This is a genomic window from Kineococcus auxinigenes (genome assembly GCF_050871525.1).
Taxonomy (GTDB): Bacteria; Actinomycetota; Actinomycetes; order Actinomycetales; family Kineococcaceae; genus Kineococcus.
The window spans coordinates 1-20497 of the sequence record NZ_JBKBCT010000067.1 but is presented as its reverse complement, the minus strand read 5'-3'; the positions used below and the strand labels follow the sequence as shown (position 1 = coordinate 20497).

The following is a 20497-nucleotide window of genomic DNA, read 5'->3' as shown; positions in this document are numbered from 1 at the left end:
CCACCACGCAAGACGCTGGGCTGGGCAAGCCCAGCCGAGCGTCTGCGTGATCTACTGACGGCCACATAAGCCATCAGGTGTTGCGAGGATCCCCAGAATCTGCCCCTCGCGGTGCGGGGCCCTCAGCAGCGTGGAGAGGTCCTCAGTGGGCGTGCTCGCCCACGTAGTGCTCGTAGACCCAGCCGACGATCATCGGAACGGTGAAGACCACACCGATGAGCCAGAGCCACCAGCCGACGGCAGCACCGCCGAAGACGAGGGCACCGGCCAGAGCCAGGGCCAGCGGCCACCAGCTGAACGGGGGGAAGAAGCCCTGCTCCCCCGCCCCCTCGCTGACGTCGGCCCGCAGGTCGTCCTCGGGACGGGCGTCGATGCGACGGGCGGTGATGAACAGGTACGTCCCCACCAGCAGCGCCAGCCCGCCGGTGAGCAGGAGGGCGATGAACCCGACGGGCTCCTCCCACTGGGTGAGGATGCCGTACACGAAGGCCACCGGGACGAAGAAGAGGATCCCGCCGGAGAACAGCCAGGTTTCAGGCTTCATCGGTCAGCGGCCTCCGAGGTCTTCGTTGCGGCCGGACAGGTCCGGCTCGCCGTACACGTGGTCGAGGAGGTTCTTGCTGCGCGCGTCCGTGGGCGTGTCGTGCCCGACGGCCTCGGGGTGGTGCAGGTCGAAGGCCGGGCGCTCGGAGCGCACCCGCGGCAGCGAGGTGAAGTTGTGCCGCGGCGGCGGGCAGGACGTGGCCCACTCCAGGGACATGCCGTAGCCCCACGGGTCGTCGCTGGTGACGCGCTCCCCGAAGCGGGCGGTGCGGTACACGTTCCACAGGAACGGGATGAACGAGGCGCCCAGGATGAACGAGCCGATCGTGGAGATCTCGTTCATCGTCTGGAAGCCCTCGCCGGGCAGGTAGTCCGCGTACCGGCGGGGCATGCCCGCCGCACCGAGCCAGTGCTGGATGAGGAAGGTGGTGTGGAAGCCCACGAACAGCATCCAGAAGTGGATCTTGCCGAGGCGCTCGTCCAGCATCTTGCCGGTGAACTTCGGCCACCAGAAGTGGAAGCCGGCGAACATCGCGAACACCACGGTGCCGAAGACGACGTAGTGGAAGTGCGCCACCACGAAGTAGGAGTCCGAGAGGTGGAAGTCCAGCGGCGGCGAGGCGAGGATGACGCCGGTCAGGCCACCGAACAGGAAGGTGACCAGGAAGCCGACGCTCCACAGCATCGGGGTGTCCATGGTGATGGACCCGCGCCACATGGTGCCGATCCAGGTGAAGAACTTCAGCCCGGTGGGCACCGCGATGAGCATCGTCATGAACGCGAAGAACGGCAGCAGGACCTTGCCGGTGACGTACATGTGGTGGGCCCACACCGTCACCGACAGACCGGCGATGGAGATCGTCGCGAAGACCAGGCCCTTGTAGCCGAAGACCGGCTTGCGGCTGAACACCGGCAGGATCTCGGTGATGATGCCGAAGAACGGCAGGGCGATGATGTACACCTCGGGGTGCCCGAAGAACCAGAAGAGGTGCTGCCACAGGATCGACCCGCCGGCCTGGGGGGCGAAGATGTGCGCGTTGAGCAGTCGGTCGGCGGCCAGCGCCAGCAGGGCGGCGGCCAGCACCGGGAAGGCCATGAGCACCAGCACGCTGGTGACCAGGGTGTTCCAGGTGAAGATCGGCATCCGGAACATCGTCATGCCGGGCATGCGCATGCACAGGATGGTGGTGATGAAGTTGACCGCACCCAGGATGGTGCCGAAGCCGGAGAAGGCCAGGCCCATCACCCAGAGGTCGCCACCCAGGCCGGGTGAGTGGATCACGTCCGACAGCGGCGTGTAGGCGAACCACCCGAAGGAGGCGGCGCCGCCGGGGGTCAGGAAGCCCGCCGCGGCGATGAGGCCGCCGAACAGGAACAGCCAGTACGACAGCATGTTCAGCCGCGGGAACGCCACGTCCGGGGCACCGATCTGCAGCGGCATGATCGCGTTGGCGAAGGCGGAGAACAACGGCGTCGCGAAGAGCAGCAGCATGATCGTGCCGTGCATCGTGAACGCCTGGTTGTACTCGTTCTTGGTGTTGAAGACCTGCATGCCGGGCGCGAAGAGCTCGGCACGGATGAGCAGGGCGAGGACACCGCCGACCAGGAACCACAGGAAGGCGGTGATGAAGTAGAGGTTGCCGATCACCTTGTGGTCGGTGCTGGACAGCCAGCCCGAGATGACGGACCCGTGCCGCCGGGGCACGACCGTCCCCAGCGGCTGGCGCGTGGTGACCCGGGTCGCCACGCCCGGCACGTTGAAGCTCTCGCTGGCCATCAGCTGTTGTTCCCCCTGCTGCTCTCGTCGCCGGCGGGCTCGGCACCGGTGATCCGGCGCGAGAGCTCACCCGCGAGCTCGGTGGTCAGCCCACCGGACTGTCCGGCGGCCACCAGGTCCTGCAGGTGCTGCTCGTACTCCGCCTGGGACACGACCCGGACGTCGAAGAGCATCTCGGCGTGGTAATCACCGCAGAGCTCGGCGCACTTGCCCTTGTACAGCCCCTCCTTGGTCGGGGTGAGCTGGAACTCGTTGGGGCTGCCCGGGTACAGGTCCATCTTGAAGAGGAAGGCCGGCACCCAGAAGGAGTGCGCCACGTCGCGCGAGTACAGGTTGAACTGGACGTTCTGGTCCACCGGGAGGTACAGGGTGGGCACCTGCCCCTCCTCGAGCTCCTCGCCGTCGAGCTCGGCCTGACGGCCGACCTCGTAGGCGATGGGCTCGCCGGACTCGTCGAGGTAGTTGAAGTCCCAGCCCCACTGCTTGCCGATGACGTCGACACTGACGTCGGCCGGGCCGGAGGTGTCGATGATCGCCGCCTGGTCGCGGGCGGTGTAGTAGAAGAGGACACCGACCATCATCACGGGGACGACCGTGTAGAGGATCTCGATCGGCATGTTGTAGCGCGTCTGCGCCGGCAGCTCGGGGTCGCTCTTGCGGCGGCGGTAGGCCACCACGCACCAGATCGTCATGGCCCAGACGAACAGGCCGACGGCCAGTGCCGCGATCCAGGAGCCGTTCCAGAGCTCGGAGATCCTGTCCGTGTGGTTCGTCGCGCCCTCGCTGGCGTCGGGCAGGAACCCCTGTTGCAGGCTCGCGTCCGGCCAGTCGGAGGCGGCGCAGCTCGTCAGCAGCAGCGCTGCCGCGGCGACGACACCGGCGCTCAGCGCCTTGGGGGGACGGCGACGACGCGTCGCGTCCGAGTCTCGCGTGCCCAACGTCGGCCTTCCCACGGTTCGTGCAGAGACGGGGACGTCCCGTGCCCCCGGCGTGAGGGTCGTGGGCAGGAGCGTCCCTACGGGTGATGAGACTACCCCCCGTCGTAGCTGTGGACCGGGTCGGGGCGCGCCGCGAACACGGCCGGCTCCGGCAGCGCCAGGGCTGCGCCCAGCATCCGCTGGTAGAGGGGGCGCCCCACCTCCTCCACGCCCAGGGTCGCCAGGTGCTCCGTGCGCCACTGCACGTCCACCAGCCGGCCCGGCGCGCCGTCGGCGAGCAGGAGGTCCGCCAGCGCCACCACGGCGGCCTTGGAGGCGTCGCGCACGCGGTGGAACTTGGACTCGGCGGCGAACAGCCCGCCCAGCGCGACGCCGTACAGGCCCCCGGCCAGCTCCCCGCCGGACCAGACCTCCACCGAGTGCGCCCACCCCAGGCGGTGCAGCCGCCCGTAGGCGGCGGCGACCTCCCCCGTGATCCAGGCGCCCGGCCGGGAGGGGTCCGCGCACCCGGCGACCACCTCGTCGAAGGCGGTGTCCACCCGCACCTCGAAGGCGCGCAGCGCGCGGCGCAGGGACCGGGAGACGCGGACCCCGCCGGGCAGCAGGACCCCGCGCGGGTCCGGGGACCACCACCCCACGGGCCCGCGCCCGCCTCCGCCGAGCCCCATGGGGAACAGGCCGCGCTCGTACGCCGCCAGCAGCGTCGCCGGCGCCAGGTCCCCGCCGGCGGCCACGAGGTCCTCCCCGGGCCGCGGCCGCAGCCGGTCGAAGTCGAAGCGCGCCGGCCCGGGGTGGTGGCGCGGCGGGGCCGCCGGCCCGCTCGGCAGCGGGGCGCCCCAGACGCGAGCGGCCCCCGCACCCGGGGGTGTGGGGGCCGTGCGGGCGTCCCCGCCGGGGGCCGGGGGGACGGGCGGTGTCAGGAGAACGAGTCCCCGCAGGCGCAGCTGCTGCCGGCGTTGGGGTTGTCGATCGTGAAGCCCTGCTTCTCGATGGTGTCGGCGAAGTCGATGGTGGCGCCGTCCAGGTAGGGGGCGCTCATCTTGTCCACCACGACACCGACGCTGCCGAAGTTGCGCACGGCGTCGCCGTCGAGCTCGCGCTCGTCGAAGTACAGCTGGTAGATCAGGCCCGAGCAGCCGCCCGGCTGCACCGCGATGCGCAGCCGCAGGTCGTCACGGCCCTCCTGCTCCAGCAGGGTGCGGACCTTGGTGGCGGCGACGTCGGTGAGCTCCACGCCGTGGGCGCGGGTCTCCTCGGCGGTGGTCGTCGTGGTCATGAGGCTCGTCTCCGGTTCCACTCGTCGACTAGGGACGCTGTCCGGGCCAACCGCCGGGGCGGCACGGTTGTTCCCGGGGCCAGGTTACGGCCGCGGGGCGGTGCCCGTCACCGCGGCGGGCACACCGGCCAGGCCGTCCAGCAGCAGCACCTCGCCCAGGCAGGCGCGCTGGAAGTCGGCCAGGTGCAGCGACTCGTCCGGTCCGTGGGCGCGCGAGTCGGGGTCCTCCACGCCGGTGACGAGGATCGAGGCGGCGGGGTGCTCGGCGACGAGGTCGGCGATGAAGGGGATGGAGCCGCCCATGCCCATCTCCACGACGGGCGCGCCGTAGGCCTCCTCGAACGCGGCCCGCGCGACCTCGTGGGCCGCGGAGGAGGTGTCCGCGGAGAAGGAGCTGCCAGCCTCCCCCTCGGCCACCTCGACCCGCGCGCCGAAGGGGGCGTGCGCCAGCAGGTGCCGGCGCAGCGCCGTCATCGCCGCGGCCGGGTCCTGCCCGGGGGCCAGCCGCAGGCTCAGCTTGGCGCGCGCGGAGGGCACCAGGGTGTTGCTGGCGGTGTCGACCGGCGTGGCGTCGATCCCGATGACGGACAGGGCCGGCTTCGTCCACAGCCGGTCGGCGATCGAGCCGGTCCCGGCCAGGCGCACCCCGTCCAGGACGCCGGCGTCGGCGCGGTACTGCTCCTCGGTCAGGTCCACGTCGCCGGCGCTGCCGGCCGTCAGGCCGCGCACGGCCACGTCGCCGGCCTCGTCGTGCAGGGTGGCGACCAGCCGCGCCAGGCAGGTGAGGGCGTCCAGGACCGGCCCGCCGTTGACGCCGGAGTGCACCGGGTGGCTCAGCACCGAGACGGTCACCTCGCAGTCCACCAGCCCCCGCAGCGTCGTGGTGATCGCCGGGACGCCGACCCGCCAGTTGCCGGAGTCGGCCACGACGATGACGTCGGCGGCCAGGTCGGCGCGGTGCTCGGCGAGGAAGGCGGCGAAGGTGGGCGAGCCGACCTCCTCCTCCCCCTCGACGAAGACGGTGACGCCCACGCCGTCGTCGGGGCCCCACAGCGGCAGCAGGGTGCGCAGCGCGTTCAGGTGCACCACGACGCCGGCCTTGTCGTCCGCGGTGCCGCGGCCGTACAGGCGGCCGTCGCGCTCGGTCGGCTCGAAGGGCGGGGTGGTCCACTGCTCGTCGCGACCGGGGGGCTGCACGTCGTGGTGGGCGTACAGCAGCACGGTGGGCCGGCCGGCGGGCGCGGGGCGGCGGGCCACCACGGCCGGCGCGCTGGTCACCTCGACGCCGTCCACGACGGCGGTGGCGGTGCGCACCCCGACCTCCGGCAGGCCGGCCCGGCGCAGCAGCTCGGCCACGGCCTCGGCGCTGGCGGCGACGTGCGCCTGGTCGAAGGCGCGCGCGGAGACGCTGGGGATGCGCACCAGCGCCTCCAGGTCGGCGCGCGCAGCGGCGGCGCCGGCGGCGCACGCCTCGCGCAGCGCCTCGGTGCGCGAGGGTCCGGCGGGCGGGGGCGGGGTGTCCTGGCTCACGAGTGCCGACGCTACTCCGCCGCCCCGCGCCGGCTCCCGGGCGCGGCCGGACGCGGCTGGAGCAGGCCGCTGGTGCCGTACCCTGGCGGCGTGTTCGGACGCTCGAAGGAGAAGCAGGCCGTCGAGGCGCCGTCCGCCCCGGTCGTCGAGCTGACGAAGCCGGGCGGCAAGGGGCGCCCGACCCCCCGGCGCAGCGAGGCGCAGGCCCGCAACGCCCGCCCGCTGGTGCCGGCGGACCGCAAGGCCGCCGCGAAGGCGGCGCGCGCGGCGCAGCGCGAGGAGCGCCTGAAGGTGCAGCAGGCCCTGCTCACCGGGGACGAGCGCCACCTGCCGGCGCGCGACCGCGGCCCGCAGCGCCGGTTCGTGCGCGACGTCGTGGACGCCCGCCGCAACGTGGGCGAGTACTTCCTCATCATCGCCGGGGCCTCGCTGATCCTGTCGATGATCGCCCAGCCCCTGGGGTCCGCGCCCCTGCTGCTGGGCACGACACTGCTCATCTACGGGATGCTGGCGGTCGTGGTCATCGACAGCGTGCTGCTGGGCCGCCGCCTCAAGAGGGCCCTGGCAGCCCGCTTCGAGGCGCCCGAGCGGGGCCTGGTCTCCTACGGCGTCACCCGTGCGCTGCAGATCCGCCGGATGCGCCGGCCCGTGCCGATGGTCGAGAGGGGCGCGCAGCCGCGCTGACGGCCCACCGCCGCTCCAGCCCGGTGGGCCGCTGACCGGCGCGCTGGGGGGCGGTGCGGGCCCGCAGGCCCTACCGTCGCGGCCATGGAGTTCCGACACCTCGGTCGCAGCGGTCTGAAGATCTCCGAGATCACGTACGGCAACTGGCTCACCCACGGGTCGCAGGTCGAGAACGACGCCGCGATCGCCTGCGTGCGTGCCGCCCTCGACGCCGGGATCTCGACGTTCGACACCGCCGACGTCTACGCGAACACGGCCGCCGAGACGGTCCTGGGCCAGGCGCTGAAGGGCGAGCGCCGCGAGAGCCTGGAGATCCTCACGAAGGTCTACTTCCCCACGGGCCCGAAGGGCCACAACGACTCGGGCCTGTCCCGCAAGCACATCACCGAGTCCATCGACGGCTCGCTGCGCCGGCTCGGCACCGACCACGTCGACGTCTACCAGGCGCACCGCTACGACGTCTCCACGCCGCTGGAGGAGACGATGCAGGCGTTCGCCGACGTGGTGCGCGCCGGCAAGGCCCTGTACGTCGGTGTCAGCGAGTGGACGGCGGAGCAGCTGCGCGCCGGGCACGCCCTGGCCCGCGAGCTGGGCTTCCAGCTGATCTCCAACCAGCCGCAGTACTCGGCGCTGTACCGGGTCATCGAGGGCGAGGTCGTCCCCGCCAGCCGTGAGCTGGGGATCTCCCAGGTCGTCTTCTCCCCCATCGCCCAGGGCGTGCTGACGGGCAAGTACCGCCCCGGCGCCGAGCCCCCGGCCGGAAGCCGCGCCACGGACGAGAAGGGCGGCCGGCAGATGATCAGCCGCTGGATGCGCGACGACGTGCTCACGCGCGTGCAGAAGCTGCGCGGCGTGGCCGCCGAGCTGGACCTGTCGATGTCGCAGCTGGCGGTGGCGTGGGTGCTGCAGAACGACAACGTGGCGGCCGCGATCATCGGCGCCTCGCGGCCGGAGCAGGTGACGGAGAACGTCGCCGCCTCCGGCGTGGTCATCCCGCCGGAGCTCATGGCCCGGGTGGACGAGGCCCTCGGCGACGTCGTCGAGCGCGACCCCTCGCTCACGGCGCGCAACGCCCCCGCGGAGCGCCCGTCCTGACGCGCCCGCGCTGACGCTCACCGGCCCGCTCGGCCCGCACCCGCTCAGTCGGCGGGGCGCAGGCTGAGCGGGCCGTCGACGTCCCGCCCGTCGGCGTGCAGGCGCGCCGTCTCGGCGCCGCGCTCGCGCAGGCCGCGCCAGCTCTCCCCGATCCAGACCTCGGCGTCGGAGCGGGTGAGGAACACCTCCCCGCCGTCCGCGACGGGCCCGCCGTCGGCGTCCTCGAAGGTCCAGGTCCAGTGCGTCGCCCTCACCCCGGCGACGCTAGCCGACGCGGCGGAGCGTGCACCCGGACGTCACCCGCCGTGGCTCCGGGGCCGCACGGTGCCCTCGCGCCGGCGCAGGTCCAGCAGGGCGAACACCAGCGCCGCCACCACCAGGCCGATCGACACGCGCAGCCCGGTGGACAGCGCCTCGCCGAACGCGGCCTGGACCTCGGCGGGCACCTCGCCCGAGCGGGCGCCCGCCGCGCCGCTCAGGCCCTGGCCGGCGAGGACGGAGAAGAACACGGCCGTGACGGCGGCGACGCCCATCGCCGAGCCGATGCGCTGGCCGGTCTGCAGGACGCCGCCGGCGGCGCCCGCGGTGCTGCGCGGCACCTCGGCGAGGGTCAGGGTCTGGTTGGGCGAGATGACCAGCCCGCTGCCGGCGCCGGTGACGGCCAGGCACGCGGCCAGGGCGATCGCGCCGGCGGTGCCCTGCACCGCGGCGGCGACCACGTCCGCGGCGGACAGCCCGGCGACGACGACGAGCAGGCCGACCACGACGACGCGCCGGCCGCGCTCGGCGACCTGCCGGCCGCCCACCTGGGCCAGGACCGCGGAGGCCAGCGCGAACGGCGTCTGCACGAGCCCGGCCTGCAGGGGCGTGAAGCCCAGCCCGGACTGCAGGTAGAGGGTCACCACGAGGAAGATCCCGGTGAAGCCGGCGAAGTAGGACACGCCCACGAGCGCCCCGCGGGTGAAGGACGCGGTGCGCACCAGGTCGGCGGCGACGACGGGCTGGTGGCCGCGCCGGTCCTCGCGCCGCTCCCACAGGGCGAACAGCACCAGCAGGAGCACCCCGGGCGCCAGCAGCCACCAGCGGGCCCCGGAACCCCCCTCGCCGGTGGTGAGCACGAACGGCAGCATGACGAGCAGCACCGCCGCGGCCAGCAGCACCAGGCCCACGACGTCGAAGCCGGGACGCGCCCGCCGCTCGCCGGAGCCCTGGCGCGGCAGCCAGCGCCACGCCAGCGGCAGCAGCACCAGGCCGAGGGGGACGTTGACGAGGAAGACCCCGCGCCAGCCCTCCTCCTCCCCGAAGACGGCCAGGATCACCCCGCCCAGCAGGGGGCCGACGGCGGTGGACAGCCCGACGGTCGTGCCGAAGGCGGCGAAGGCGCGCGCGCGCTCGGCGCCGCTGAACAACTGCTGGATGAGGGCGAGGACCTGCGGGTTGACCAGCCCGGCGGTCACCCCCTGCAGCAGCCGCACGACCGCCAGGGCGGTGGCGGACTGCACGAGACCGGCGGCGGCGCTGGTGAGGACGAAACCGGCCAGGCCCACCAGGAACACCGCGCGGCGCGAGAGGAGGTCGCCGAAGCGCCCGGCGGGCACGAGCACCAGGCCGAAGGCCAGGGCGTAGCCGGCGACGATCCACTGCACCTGCGCCGGCCCGGCCCCCAGGGAGCTCTCGATGGAGGGCAGGGCCACGTTGACGATGGAGACGTCCAGCAGCGTCATGAAGCCCACGGCGAGGCAGACGCCGAGGGCCCGCCAGCGGGCGGGGTCGGCGGGGCCGTGGTCGTCGGTGCCGCCGAGGCGGCCGGGCTCGTCCGAGGCGCCGCGGTGGCGCTGCTCGACGTCGGTCACGGGGACTCCTCGCGCAGGGGTGAGCGGCGGGCGCTCGCGGGACTCCCCCGACCGTCGCCGCTGCGCGCCGGGTCCACAACTCGGCAGCGGGCCGGCCCGGGCTCAGACCCGGTCGGTCTCGCGGCGGGAGCGGGAGGCGGCGAGCTCGGACAGGACCCGCCGGGCCCAGCCGGGCCCCTCGTAGATGAAGGCGGTGTACGCCTGCACGAGGGAGGCCCCGGCCTCCAGGCGCTCGCGCACGTCGTCGGCGGTCTCCACGCCGCCCACGCTGACGAGCGTGAGGCGGTCGGTGGTGCGGTCGGCGAGCCGGCGCAGCACCTGCACCGACCGCTCCCGCAGCGGCGCTCCCGAGAGTCCGCCGGCGCCCGCGGCGGTGACAGCGGCCGGGTCCGAGCGCAGCCCCTCCCGGCCGATCGTGGTGTTGGTGGCGACGATGCCGTCCAGGCCCTGCTCGAGCGCCAGGTCCGCCACGGCGTCCACGTCCTCGTCGGAGAGGTCGGGAGCGATCTTCACGAGCAGCGGCACGTGCCGGTGGGAGGTCTCCCCGGCGGCGGCGCGGGTGGCCGCCAGGACGGGGCGGAGCTTGTCCACCGCCTGCAGGTCGCGCAGCCCGGGGGTGTTCGGGGAGCTGACGTTGACGACGAGGTAGTCGGCGTAGGGGGCCAGCAGCCGCGCCGAGGCGGCGTAGTCGGCGGGGGCGTCCTCCTCGGCCACGACCTTGCTCTTGCCGATGTTGACGCCGATGCCGACGGGGTGGCGCGGGGGCACGGCACGCAGGCGGCGCAGGCGGCGGGCGACGGCCTCGGCGCCGGAGTTGTTGAAGCCCATGCGGTTGACGACGGCGCGGTCCTCGACGAGGCGGTGCAGGCGGGGCTTGGGGTTGCCCGGCTGGGGCAGCGCCGTGACGGTGCCGACCTCGACGAAGGAGAAGCCGAAGTGCGCCAGCGCCTCGACGCCGGCGCCGTCCTTGTCGAACCCGGCGGCCAGGCCGAGCGGGCCGGCGAGGTCCATGCCGAGGGCGCGGGTGCGCAGGCGCGGGTCGGTCTCCACGAAGGCCCGGCGCAGCAGCGGGACCACGGGGGGCACCCGGGCGGCCGTGCGCATCCCGGTGAACGCCCAGTGGTGGGCCACCTCGGGGTCGATCCTCGTCAGGACGCTGCGGTACAGCGCCCGGTACGCAGCCCCCGAGCCGCCAGCCACCACGTTCCCCCTCGTCGATCCGTCCGCCGCCCCCCGGCCGCGACCAAGGGGCAGGGTAACGCCCCCCGGGCCCGCTCCCCCGCGCGGGGAAGCGGGCCCGGGGGGCGGCTCAGCCGATGTCGGCGGTGCGGGTCTCGCGCAGCAGGGACAGCGCGACGAGGCTGACGACGGCCGTGGCGGCGAGGTAGAAGCCCACCCAGCTGACGCCGTGCGCCTCCGCCAGGCGCACCGCGGTGTACGGGGCCAGCGAGGCGCCGAGGATGCTGCCGGCGTTGAAGGAGAGCGAGGCGCCCGTGTAGCGCACGTTCGTGGGGAACAGCTCGGGCAGGTAGGCGCCGATGGGCCCGAAGACCAGGCCCATGAAGAACAGGCCGGAGCACAGCCACACCATGACCAGGGCGGTGCTGCCCGAGCCCAGCAGCGGGCCGGTGAGCAGGCCGACGACGGCGCCGCCGACCATCGCGGCGGCCAGCACCGGGCGGCGGCCGAAGCGGTCCGAGAGGACCCCGGACAGCGGGGTCGCCGCGGCCATGAACAGGACGGCGACGCAGAGCATGAGCAGGAAGTCCTGGCGCTCGTAGCCCAGCGCGGGGGAGGTGCCGTGGGCCAGGGACCAGGTCGTGGTCAGGTAGAAGAGCGTGTAGGTCAGCATCACCGAGAAGGCGCCCAGCACGAGGATCCTCCAGCTGGTGCGGAAGGTCTCGGCCACCGGAACGCGCACCTGGCGGTTCTCGGCGAGGGCGCGGGCGAAGACGGGGGTCTCCGCGAGGCTCAGGCGGATCCACAGGCCCAGGAGGACCAGGACGGCGGAGAGCAGGAACGGCACGCGCCAGCCCCAGGACGTGAAGGCCTCGTCGCTCATCGTCGTGGCCAGCACGATGAAGAGGGTGTTGGCGATGATGAAGCCCAGCGGGGCGCCCAGCTGCGGGAACATCCCGTACAGCGCACGGCGGTTCGGCGGGGCGTTCTCGGTGGCCAGCAGCGCCGCACCGCCCCACTCCCCGCCCAGGCCGAAGCCCTGGCCGAAGCGCAGCAGGCACAGCAGCGCGGGGGCGAGGTTGCCGACGCTCGCGTGGGTGGGCAGCACGCCGATGAGGACGGTGGAGATGCCCATGACGAGCAGCGCGGCCACCAGGGTGGTCTTGCGGCCGATGCGGTCGCCGAAGTGGCCGAAGACGATCGAGCCGATCGGGCGGGCGACGAAGGCGATGGCGAAGCTGGCCAGCGAGGCGAGCGTCTGCGCGGTCTCGTTCTCCGAGGGGAAGAACAGCGGGCCGAAGACGAGGACGGCGGCCGTCGCGTAGACGTAGAAGTCGTAGAACTCGATCGTGGTGCCGATGAGGCTGGCGGCGGCGACCCGGCGGACCGGGTTGGCGGGCGCGCCCGGGGACGCGGGGTCGGACCGGGTGGTCGCGGTGTTCAGGTCGGACGGACCCATGGGGCACCTTCGCGGGAGGGGGGCTGGGCGTGGTCGCGCCGCGGTCGGGGGTCCGCCCGCGCCCGGCGCTGGCACCCGGGTGGGCACCGGGGTCGCCGTCGCCGCTCCGGGTGCTCCAGGAGGGTGCCCGAGCGCACCGCCCGCATCCAGTTGGCGAGACCGGCGTCCCACATGGTGGGACGCCAGCTCCGGGTGCGGTGGCTCAGCCCACCTCGACGGTGACGCCCAGCGCCGCCGCGCGGCGGGCCGCGTCCACGACGGCCGTGGTGCGCACCGCGTCGTTCGGGTCCACCGGGAGCGGCCCCAGGCCCCGCACCGCCCGGGCGAAGGCGGCGTAGAAGTCCGGCCAGCGGCCGTGCTCGGCCGGCACCCGCCGCACCGCACCGCCGCCGAGCGCGAGGTGCCCCCAGCGCGAGGGCGGCTCGGCGCCCCACGCCGCGCCCTCCCCCGCCGGGGTGCGCCCGGCCAGCAGGGCCTCCTCCTGCCCGTCCACCGGCGCGTCCACCACGAAGGTGCCGCGCGTGCCGGTGACGCGGAAGCGCGGCGCGGGCAGCGCCTGGTGCCACGAGCCGGACAGCTCGCTGCGCACGCCGCCCGCGTGGGCCAGCTGCACCCGCCAGTCGTCCTCGGCGCCCTCGCCGCCGCGCGTCTGCGCGGCCACGGTCTCCACCGGCCCGAACAGGTGCAGGGCCTGGTCGACGAGGTGGGCGCCGAAGTCGCGCAGCAGCCCGCCGCCCGCTTCCGGCGGATCGCCCGGGGTCCACCGCTCGAACGCGGACTCGAAGCGCAGCACCTCCCCCAGCTCGCCGTCGGCCAGGACCCGGCGCAGCGTCAGCAGGTCCGAGTCCCAGCGGCGGTTCTGGTAGGGGCTCAGCGGCACCCGCAGCTCCTGCGCGAGCGCGACCGTGCGCACGGCCGCCGCCGCGTCGAGCGCGAAGGGCTTGTCGCACACGGTCGCCAGCCCCAGTCGCAGCGCCCGCTCGGTGAGCTCGGTGTGCGTGGCGGCCGGCGTGGAGATCGCCACCGCCTCCACCCCCAGGTCCGCCAGCTCCTCCAGGGCGGCGACGGTGCGCACCCCGTGCTCGGCGCGGGCCAGCGCGGCGCGCTCGGGGTTCGAGGTGACCACGGCCACCAGCTCGCACCCGGGCGCACCGGCGACGACGGGCGCGTGGAACCAGCGCCCGCCGCCGCCGTAGCCGACCACGGCGAAGCGGACGGGCGGGGTGGTGTCCGGCGAGGTGTCCACGTCCCGGACGCTACCGCCGCCTCACGGTGCCGCGGGCGGAGCACCGCCCGCGGCCCCGGGCCCACCGCCGGCCGCGCCCCCGGCCGCGCTCGCCCCCAGCAGGCGCGAGCGCACCAGGAACCGCACCCCGTCGGGGGCCTCGAGCGAGAAACCCGCCCCCCGGCCGGGCACGAGGTCGATGGTCAGGTGCGTGTGCGCCCACCGGGCGTACTGCTCCTTCGACATCCACACCGGCACGGAGAACTCCTCGGCCTCCCCCTGCGCGGGGACCACCACGTCGCCCAGGTGCTCGTCGGCGTCGGAGGTGGTGAACTCCCCGGCCGCGAAGCACATCGGGGAACTGCCGTCGCAGCAGCCGCCCGACTGGTGGAACATCAGCTCGCCGTGCCGCTGCCGCAGGCGGCGCAGCTGGCGCGCCGCCTGCGCGGTCAGCGCCACCTTCTCGGGCGGCCGGGCACCGCCACCAGCCGCACCGCCACCGCTCACACCGCCACCGCCCGTCAGAAGAAGCCGAGCTTGGAGGTGGAGTAGCTCACCAGCAGGTTCTTGGTCTGCTGGTAGTGGTCGAGCATCATGCGGTGGTTCTCCCGGCCGATGCCCGAGCTCTTGTACCCGCCGAACGCCGCGTGCGCGGGGTACGCGTGGTAGTTGTTCGTCCACACCCTGCCCGCCTGGATGCCGCGGCCCATCCGGTAGGCGAGGTGGACGTCGCGCGACCACACCCCGGCCCCGAGCCCGTAGAGGGTGTCGTTGGCCATCTTCAGAGCGTCGTCGGGGTCGTCGAACCTGGCGACGGACACGACCGGGCCGAAGATCTCCTCCTGGAAGATGCGCATCGAGTTGTCGCCCTCGAAGATCGTCGGCTCGACGTAGTAGCCGCCGGACAACTCCCCGCCGAGGTCCGAGCGGTGCCCGCCCGTGACCAGCTTCGCGCCCTCCTGCTGCCCGATGTCGATGTAGGACAGGATCTTCTCGAGCTGGTCGTTGCTCGCCTGGGCACCGATCATCGTCGCGGTGTCCAGCGGGTTCCCCTGCTTCACCGCCCTGGTGCGCTCGGTGGCCGCGGTGAGGAACTCGTCGTAGATGCTGGACTGGATGAGCGCGCGCGAGGGGCAGGTGCAGACCTCGCCCTGGTTGAGGGCGAACATGGTGAACCCCTCGAGGGCCTTGTCGTAGAACTCGTCCTTCGCGCGGGCGACGTCCTCGAAGAAGATGTTCGGGCTCTTGCCGCCGAGCTCCAGCGTGACGGGGATGAGGTTCTGGCTGGCGTACTGCATGATCAGCCGGCCGGTCGTCGTCTCGCCGGTGAAGGCGATCTTGCGGATGCGCGGGGAGCTCGCCAGCGGCTTGCCGGCCTCGGCGCCGAACCCGTTGACGACGTTCACCACGCCCGGCGGCAGCAGGTCGCCGATGAGGTCCATCAGCAGCATGATCGACGCGGGCGTCTGCTCGGCGGGCTTGAGGACGACGGCGTTGCCGGCCGCGAGCGCCGGGGCGAGCTTCCAGACCGCCATGAGCAGCGGGAAGTTCCACGGGATGATCTGCCCGACGACGCCCAGGGGTTCGTGGAAGTGGTAGGCGACGGTGTCGTCGTCGATCTGGGAGATGCCGCCCTCCTGGGCGCGCACCACGCCGGCGAAGTAGCGCAGGTGGTCGACCACCAGCGGCAGGTCGGCGGCCAGGCACTCGCGCACCGGCTTGCCGTTGTCCCACGTCTCGGCGACCGCGAGCTTCTCGAGGTTCTGCTCGATGCGGTCGGCGATGCGGTTCAGCACCAGGGCGCGCTCGGCCACGGGCGTGCGGCCCCAGGCGGGGGCGGCGGCGTGCGCGGCGTCCAGCGCGCGCTCGACGTCGTCGGCGGTGCCGCGGGCGACCTCGGTGAACACCTGCCCGGTGACGGGGCTGGGGTTCTCGAAGTACTCGCCCGAGGCGGGGGGTACGCGCTCGCCACCGATGAAGTGGTCGTAGCGCTCGGCGTAGGAGACCAGGCTGCCGGGACGGCCGGGAGCTTCGTAGACGGTCACGGTGCACCTCCGCGGGGAGTGGACGCGGGCGACCACCTCGTCGCCCGGCGGGCGACGACCTCGTCGCCCGGCGCCGCCACCGTACGGGCGGGGGCGTTGCAACCGCGTTGCAGCGCGCCGTGGTCGCAGCGCGCCGTGCACCACCGGTCCCTCAGCCGGGGTGGCGCGCGGTGCGGGCCAGGGCCTCCCCGCGGCCGGGGTGCCCGGACGGCAGGCGCCGCAGCAGCTCGGCGGCGACGTGCGGGTCGTCGCGGCCGGCGCCGGTGCGCGAGAAGCGCAGCAGCGCGTCGTCGTCCCCGCCCTCCAGCACGGCGGTGCGCAACGCCACCAGCAGCTCCTCGCGGACCTCGCGCACCCCGGGCGCGTCGGACGCGGGCAGCAGGTCACCCGTCCAGGCGTCGACGGCGTCGCCGGTGCGGCCCTCGCGCAGCGCCCGGCGCACGTCCAGCACGTCGCAGCACAGCTCACCGGTGAGCCGGTACGGCGAGGGCGACAGGCCCAGCGCACCGCCGGCGCACCCGGCGAGCACCGCGCGCAGCCGGTGGACCTCGGCGCGCACCGACACCGTCGCCAGGCCGCGCTCGTCCAGGGCGGTAGCCAGCGCGCCGGCGCTCCAGCCGTCCGCAGGCCCGGTCAGCAGCAGCGTCAGCAGCTCGGCGTGGCGCAGGGACAGCGCGCGCTCGCGTCCGCCCGCGCGCAGCACGGCCTCGCCGGCGCCCAGCAGCCGCAGTCGCGCGGGGGCGCCGGCACCGCCGGTCCCGCCCAGGCCGCGGCGCAGGGCCGCCACCCGCAGCTCGCCCTCCACGGCGCCCACCGCCGCGCGCACCAGGGCCAGGGCGCGCTCGCGGCCCAGGTCGTCGCCGCCGGTGAGGTCCAGCACGCCCAGCACCCGCCCCGTGGCGGGGTCGTGCACCGGTGCCGCCGAGCAGCTCCAGCGGGTCGCGGCCGTGGCGTAGTGCTCCCCCGAGCGCACCCGCACCGGGCGGGCCAGCGCCAGCGCGGTGCCGGGGGCGTTGGTGCCGGCGGCGTCCTCGCTCCAGCGGGCGCCCGGCAGGAAGCTCATCGCCTCCGCGGCGCGGCGCAACCCGGCCTCGCCCTCCACCCACAGCAGGGTGCCGTCGGTGTCGCCGACCGCCATCAGCACCGGCACGCCCAGCGGCTCGGCCAGGAGCAGGCGCCGCGCGGTGGGCAGGACGGGGGCCAGCGGGTGCGCCGCGCGGCGCTCGCGCAGCTCCGCGCCCTGCAGGGCCAGCGGGGCCAGCACGCCGTCGGGGTCCAGGCCGGTGCTGCGGCTGCGCAGCCACGACTCCGAGACCACCGTGCGGACCGGCCCGCGCGCGCCCGGCGGGGGCGCGCCGGCGCCGCCCGCGCTGGACGCCAGCCAGTGCTCGCGCGCTGCGAGCAGGCCCTCGCGCACCGCACCCCTGCCGCCCACGAGCGCTCTCCCCCGTCCCCGGTCGCCCTCGACCCGTCGCCGCGACGGTAGGCGCGGGCGGCCGCCGCCCACAAGCGCCCCGCACCCGCCCGCGGGAGCGGGGTGCTCGCGGGTGCGACGATCTGCACGGACCGCGCGGCGCCGCCCGCACCGCCCCACGACCACCACCCGAGGAGCTCCCGATGACCGACGGCCCGCGGCCGCTGAACCTGCGCGAGGTCGCCGAGGGGCTGCGCTCCCCGCACGCACCCGCCGCGCCCGCCGGTCCCGGCTCACCGCTGCGGGCGCCCTCGCGGCTGCGCGAGCTGGCGACCTGGCTGGCGGGCACCCGCGACGCCGACGTCGCCGGTCCGCTGGAGCGCGTGCGCCTGGTCGTGCTGGCCGGTGACCACGGGGTGGCGGCGCGCGGCGTGTCGGCGCCGGGGTCCGCCACCGCCGCGGACGCGGTGCGCGCCCTGGTGGCCGGCACCCACGCGGCGGCGGCGCTGGCCGCGGCCGCCGGGGTGGAGCTGGCCGTGCACGCGGTGGGGGTGGACGCCCCCGCGGCGGTCCTGGACGGCCTGCCGGCGCCGGTGACGGCGCGGGCGGTGCGCGCGGGCAGCGGGGACGTGGCGGCCGGTGACGCGATGACGGCCGAGGAGACGGAGGCGGCCGTGCGGGCGGGCGCCGCCGTGGCCGACGAGGCCGCCGACGAGGGCGTGGACCTGCTGCTGCTGGGCGACGTGGGGGCGGGCGCCACCACCGTCGCCGCCACCCTCGTCGCCGCGTGCCTGCGCAAGAGCGCCGTCGACGTGGTGGGGCGGGGCAGCGGGGTGGACGACGACGCGTGGATGCGCAAGGCGGCGGCGGTGCGCGACGCGGTGCGCCGGGCGCGGCCGGTGGCGACCCGGCCCGCGGTGCTGCTGCAGACCGTCGGCAGCCCGGACACCGCGGCGGCCGTGGGGTTCCTGCTGCGCGCGGCGGCGCGCCGCACGCCGGTGGTGCTGGACGGCGTGGTGGGGGCCGCCGCGGCCCTGGTCGCCTCGCGCGCCGTGCCGGGGGCGGAGAAGTGGTGGGCCGTGGGCGCGCGCACGGCCGAGCCGGCCCAGCACCTGGCCGTGGACCGCCTCAAGCTGACCCCGGTGCTCGACCTGGGCGCCGGACGCGGGGCGGGCACCGGGGCCCTGGCGGCGCTGGGCGTGCTGCGGGCCGCGCAGGTGCTGGCCGCTGCGGACGCGGCGGCCGCCCCGCCGCCGCCCGAGCCCGGTCCCGAGCCGCAGCCGGGTCCCGAGCCCGCGGCGCAGGAGGAGGTCGGCGGATCGGGGCAGCAGGGCGGCGCGCACGCCGCTGGGTAGGCTGGCGGGGTGGTGCGCCTGGAGCTGAGCAGCAAGTCCGTCAAGACCGTCCCCGCGGACGCCGTCGTGCTGGGGGCCGCCCGGGGCACCGGTCCCGCCCCGGCCGCACCGGTGCTGCTGGGGGCCGACGACCTCCCCCGGGCGACGCGCTCGGCGATCGCGCGGGCCCTGGCCGACCTCGGCGCCGACGGCGCCGCCGGCTCGGTGCACCTGCTGCCGCAGGTCGAAGGAGTCTCCGCGCCCCTGGTCGCGGTCACCGGCCTGGGCGAGGACCCGGCGGACCCCGAGGCCCTGCGCCGGGCGGCCGGTGCGGCCGTGCGCGCGCTCGCCGGCCGCCGCCGCGTCGCGCTGGCCCTGCCCGTCCCGGACGCGGCAGCCGCCGGTGCGCTGGCCGAGGGCGCGGCCCTGGGCGCTTACGCCTTCACCCGCTACAAGGCCGCTCAGCGCCCGCCCGTGGAGCAGGTGGCGCTGCTGGTGGGCAAGCCGCGCGACAAGGCGCTGCGCGCGGCGCTGGAGCGGGCGCGCGTGGTCGGCGAGGCCGTCGCCGTCGCGCGCGACCTGGTGAACACCGCCCCCGGCGACCTCGCCCCGGCCGACCTCGCCGACGCGGCGCAGGACCTGGCGCGCGGCACGGCGCTGAGCGTGCGGGTGCTCACGGAGACCGAACTGGCCGAGGGCGGCTACGGCGGCATCCTCGGCGTGGGCCAGGGCTCGTCCCGGCCGCCGCGGCTCGTGGTGGTGGAGCACGCGCCGAGGGGCGCGAAGGCGCACCTGGCGCTGGTCGGCAAGGGCATCACCTTCGACTCCGGCGGCCTCTCCCTCAAGCCCCCCGCAGGCATGGAGACGATGAAGAGCGACATGTCGGGCGCCGCGGCCGTGCTCGCAGCCGTCAAGGCGGTCGCCGGCCTCGACCTGCCGGTGCGGGTCACGGGCTGGCTCGCGGTCGCCGAGAACATGCCCTCCGGCACGGCGATCCGGCCCTCGGACGTGCTGACCATGCACGGCGGCACGACGGTCGAGGTCCTCAACACCGACGCCGAGGGCCGCCTGGTGCTTGGTGACGCGCTGGTGGCGGCGACCGCGGAGCAGCCGGACCGCGTGGTGGACGTGGCGACCCTCACGGGCGCCCAGGTGGTGGCGCTGGGCAACCGGGTCTCGGCGGTCATGGGCAACGACGACGCCTTCCGCGCCGAGGTGCTGGCCGCGGCGGAGCGGGCCGGTGAGCAGTTCTGGCCGATGCCCCTGCCGCAGGAGCTGCGGGCGAGCCTGGACTCGCAGGTGGCCGACCTCGCCAACATCGGCGACCGCGCCGGCGGCATGCTGGTCGCGGGGCTGTTCCTGCGCGAGTTCATCGGGGAGCGCGCCGACGGCACCCCCGTGCCCTGGGCCCACCTGGACATCGCCGGGCCGTCCTTCCTGACGACCGAGCCGTACGGGTACACCCACCGCGGCGGCACGGGCGTGGCGGTGCGGACCCTCGTGGCGCTCGCCGAGGACCTGTCCTCCTGAACCCGGCTCGCGGGCGATTCACCTCACAGGGCGTGCACGAAGAGCAACTACCGCTATGCTCAGCGTGACGGTCCTCGGGGGACGTCGACCGTCCACCCGATGAGGCCCACCCGCGCACCTCGCACCGACGGGGTCGATTCCCTGGAGGATCCATGCCCACCACGCACTCCACCCGGAACGCCGCCGCGCAGCCCCGCCTGCGCCTGCTCGCCCGCCGCACCGCAGCCGCCGCGGCCGCGTCCGCGGTGCTCGCCGGTGGCGGCCTGCTGACGGCTGCGTCCGCCTCGGCCGCCCCCCCGGCGATCTCGATCGTCAGCTCCTCGGCCTTCCAGGCGTCCGTCGACGCCCGCAAGGAGTCGGTGACCACCCGCAAGGAGTCCGTCACCACTCGCAAGGAGTCGGTGACCACCCGCAAGGAGTCCACCGCCACCCGCAAGGAGTCGGTGAGCCTGCGCAAGGAGTCCATCTCCGTCCGCAAGGAGTCGGTGTCCTTCGAGCGGGAGCGCTGAACCGCTCCACCACGCGCGCACGACGGCGGCGGCCCCCCGCCGGGGGCCGCCGCCCGCGGGCGGTGGGCCCCTCACACGCGCCCCCAGGCGGCCGGGGGTTGGGGGT

At 75.1% G+C, this 20497-nt stretch carries 19 protein-coding genes; 5 read left to right on the top strand and 14 right to left on the bottom strand.

Features of this window, described 5'->3' with window-relative positions; all coding sequences use genetic code 11:
• Positions 1-142: 142 nt before the first annotated feature.
• The 6 genes from ACRYR9_RS15955 to ACRYR9_RS15930 form a co-directional block, all read right to left on the bottom strand.
• A complete protein-coding gene (locus ACRYR9_RS15955) occupies positions 143-544 on the bottom strand; it encodes a cytochrome c oxidase subunit 4 (protein ID WP_432491298.1) in 402 nt (133 codons plus the stop codon).
• Positions 545-547: 3 nt separating this feature from the next.
• Complete coding sequence (gene ctaD, locus ACRYR9_RS15950; RefSeq protein ID WP_432491300.1) at positions 548-2320, bottom strand: aa3-type cytochrome oxidase subunit I; 1773 nt, start codon at positions 2318-2320, stop codon at positions 548-550.
• Positions 2320-3258: an aa3-type cytochrome oxidase subunit II gene (gene ctaC / locus ACRYR9_RS15945; protein WP_432491302.1), complete on the bottom strand. Its 939-nt coding sequence runs from the start codon at positions 3256-3258 to the stop codon at positions 2320-2322. Before ctaC ends, ctaD begins: the two co-directional genes overlap by 1 nt.
• Positions 3259-3350: 92 nt before the next feature.
• On the bottom strand, positions 3351-3992 hold the full coding sequence (gene aat, locus ACRYR9_RS15940; RefSeq protein ID WP_432491304.1) for a leucyl/phenylalanyl-tRNA--protein transferase: 642 nt from the start codon (positions 3990-3992) through the stop codon (positions 3351-3353).
• Positions 3993-4174: 182 nt separating this feature from the next.
• Positions 4175-4534, bottom strand: a complete 360-nt coding sequence (locus tag ACRYR9_RS15935; protein WP_432491306.1) for a HesB/IscA family protein — start codon at positions 4532-4534, stop codon at positions 4175-4177.
• Positions 4535-4618: 84 nt separating this feature from the next.
• Positions 4619-6064, bottom strand: a complete 1446-nt coding sequence (locus ACRYR9_RS15930) for a dipeptidase (protein WP_432491308.1) — start codon at positions 6062-6064, stop codon at positions 4619-4621.
• 90 nt (positions 6065-6154) lie between these two features.
• On the opposite strand from ACRYR9_RS15930, the gene ACRYR9_RS15925 reads away from it, so the two are divergent.
• Both ACRYR9_RS15925 and ACRYR9_RS15920 read left to right on the top strand, forming a co-directional pair.
• Entirely contained in the window at positions 6155-6748 is a 594-nt protein-coding gene (locus ACRYR9_RS15925) for a DUF3043 domain-containing protein (RefSeq protein WP_432491310.1), read from the top strand.
• Positions 6749-6832: 84 nt separating this feature from the next.
• On the top strand, positions 6833-7843 hold the full coding sequence (locus ACRYR9_RS15920) for an aldo/keto reductase family protein (RefSeq protein ID WP_432491312.1): 1011 nt from the start codon (positions 6833-6835) through the stop codon (positions 7841-7843).
• Between the two features lie 44 nt (positions 7844-7887).
• Here ACRYR9_RS15920 and ACRYR9_RS15915 read toward each other — a convergent pair whose 3' ends face one another.
• The 8 genes from ACRYR9_RS15915 to ACRYR9_RS15880 all read right to left on the bottom strand — a co-directional run bounded on the left by ACRYR9_RS15915 (position 7888) and on the right by ACRYR9_RS15880 (position 17039).
• A complete protein-coding gene (locus tag ACRYR9_RS15915) occupies positions 7888-8097 on the bottom strand; it encodes a hypothetical protein (protein ID WP_432491314.1) in 210 nt (69 codons plus the stop codon).
• 42 nt (positions 8098-8139) lie between these two features.
• The gene (locus ACRYR9_RS15910) at positions 8140-9696 is read right to left on the bottom strand and encodes an MFS transporter (RefSeq protein ID WP_432491316.1); all 1557 of its coding nucleotides are present in this window, start codon (positions 9694-9696) and stop codon (positions 8140-8142) included.
• A 102-nt stretch (positions 9697-9798) separates the two neighbouring features.
• The gene (locus ACRYR9_RS15905; protein ID WP_432491445.1) at positions 9799-10896 is read right to left on the bottom strand and encodes a quinone-dependent dihydroorotate dehydrogenase; all 1098 of its coding nucleotides are present in this window, start codon (positions 10894-10896) and stop codon (positions 9799-9801) included.
• A 109-nt stretch (positions 10897-11005) separates the two neighbouring features.
• Positions 11006-12334: an MFS transporter gene (locus ACRYR9_RS15900; RefSeq protein ID WP_432491318.1), complete on the bottom strand. Its 1329-nt coding sequence runs from the start codon at positions 12332-12334 to the stop codon at positions 11006-11008.
• Between the two features lie 202 nt (positions 12335-12536).
• Positions 12537-13580 (bottom strand): Gfo/Idh/MocA family protein, encoded by a 1044-nt coding sequence (locus tag ACRYR9_RS15895; protein ID WP_432491320.1) that lies wholly within the window; start codon positions 13578-13580, stop codon positions 12537-12539.
• 21 nt (positions 13581-13601) lie between these two features.
• The gene (locus ACRYR9_RS15890; protein ID WP_432491322.1) at positions 13602-14066 is read right to left on the bottom strand and encodes a DUF779 domain-containing protein; all 465 of its coding nucleotides are present in this window, start codon (positions 14064-14066) and stop codon (positions 13602-13604) included.
• A 14-nt stretch (positions 14067-14080) separates the two neighbouring features.
• On the bottom strand, positions 14081-15604 hold the full coding sequence (gene adh, locus ACRYR9_RS15885) for an aldehyde dehydrogenase (protein WP_432491324.1): 1524 nt from the start codon (positions 15602-15604) through the stop codon (positions 14081-14083).
• Positions 15605-15755: 151 nt separating this feature from the next.
• A complete protein-coding gene (locus ACRYR9_RS15880; protein ID WP_432491326.1) occupies positions 15756-17039 on the bottom strand; it encodes a GAF domain-containing protein in 1284 nt (427 codons plus the stop codon).
• Positions 17040-17221: 182 nt separating this feature from the next.
• On the opposite strand from ACRYR9_RS15880, the gene ACRYR9_RS15875 reads away from it, so the two are divergent.
• The 3 genes from ACRYR9_RS15875 to ACRYR9_RS15865 all read left to right on the top strand — a co-directional run bounded on the left by ACRYR9_RS15875 (position 17222) and on the right by ACRYR9_RS15865 (position 20391).
• The gene (locus ACRYR9_RS15875) at positions 17222-18373 is read left to right on the top strand and encodes a nicotinate-nucleotide--dimethylbenzimidazole phosphoribosyltransferase (protein WP_432491328.1); all 1152 of its coding nucleotides are present in this window, start codon (positions 17222-17224) and stop codon (positions 18371-18373) included.
• A gap of 9 nt (positions 18374-18382) precedes the next feature.
• A complete protein-coding gene (locus tag ACRYR9_RS15870; RefSeq protein ID WP_432491330.1) occupies positions 18383-19882 on the top strand; it encodes a leucyl aminopeptidase in 1500 nt (499 codons plus the stop codon).
• 152 nt (positions 19883-20034) lie between these two features.
• Positions 20035-20391, top strand: coding sequence for a hypothetical protein (locus tag ACRYR9_RS15865; protein WP_432491332.1), 357 nt, complete (start codon positions 20035-20037; stop codon positions 20389-20391).
• The last annotated feature ends 106 nt before the right edge of the window (positions 20392-20497 follow it).

Excerpts from the sequence above, each read along its gene's own strand:
- ACRYR9_RS15865 (WP_432491332.1), top strand. The coding sequence starts at position 20,035 with ATGCCCACCACGCACTCCACCCGGAACGCCGCCGCGCAGCCCCGCCTG.
- ACRYR9_RS15875 (WP_432491328.1), top strand. The coding sequence starts at position 17,222 with ATGACCGACGGCCCGCGGCCGCTGAACCTGCGCGAGGTCGCCGAGGGG.
- ACRYR9_RS15955 (WP_432491298.1), bottom strand. The coding sequence starts at position 544 with ATGAAGCCTGAAACCTGGCTGTTCTCCGGCGGGATCCTCTTCTTCGTC.
- ACRYR9_RS15900 (WP_432491318.1), bottom strand. The coding sequence starts at position 12,334 with ATGGGTCCGTCCGACCTGAACACCGCGACCACCCGGTCCGACCCCGCG.
- ACRYR9_RS15935 (WP_432491306.1), bottom strand. The coding sequence starts at position 4,534 with ATGACCACGACGACCACCGCCGAGGAGACCCGCGCCCACGGCGTGGAG.
- ctaD (WP_432491300.1), bottom strand. The coding sequence starts at position 2,320 with ATGGCCAGCGAGAGCTTCAACGTGCCGGGCGTGGCGACCCGGGTCACC.
- ACRYR9_RS15920 (WP_432491312.1), top strand. The coding sequence starts at position 6,833 with ATGGAGTTCCGACACCTCGGTCGCAGCGGTCTGAAGATCTCCGAGATC.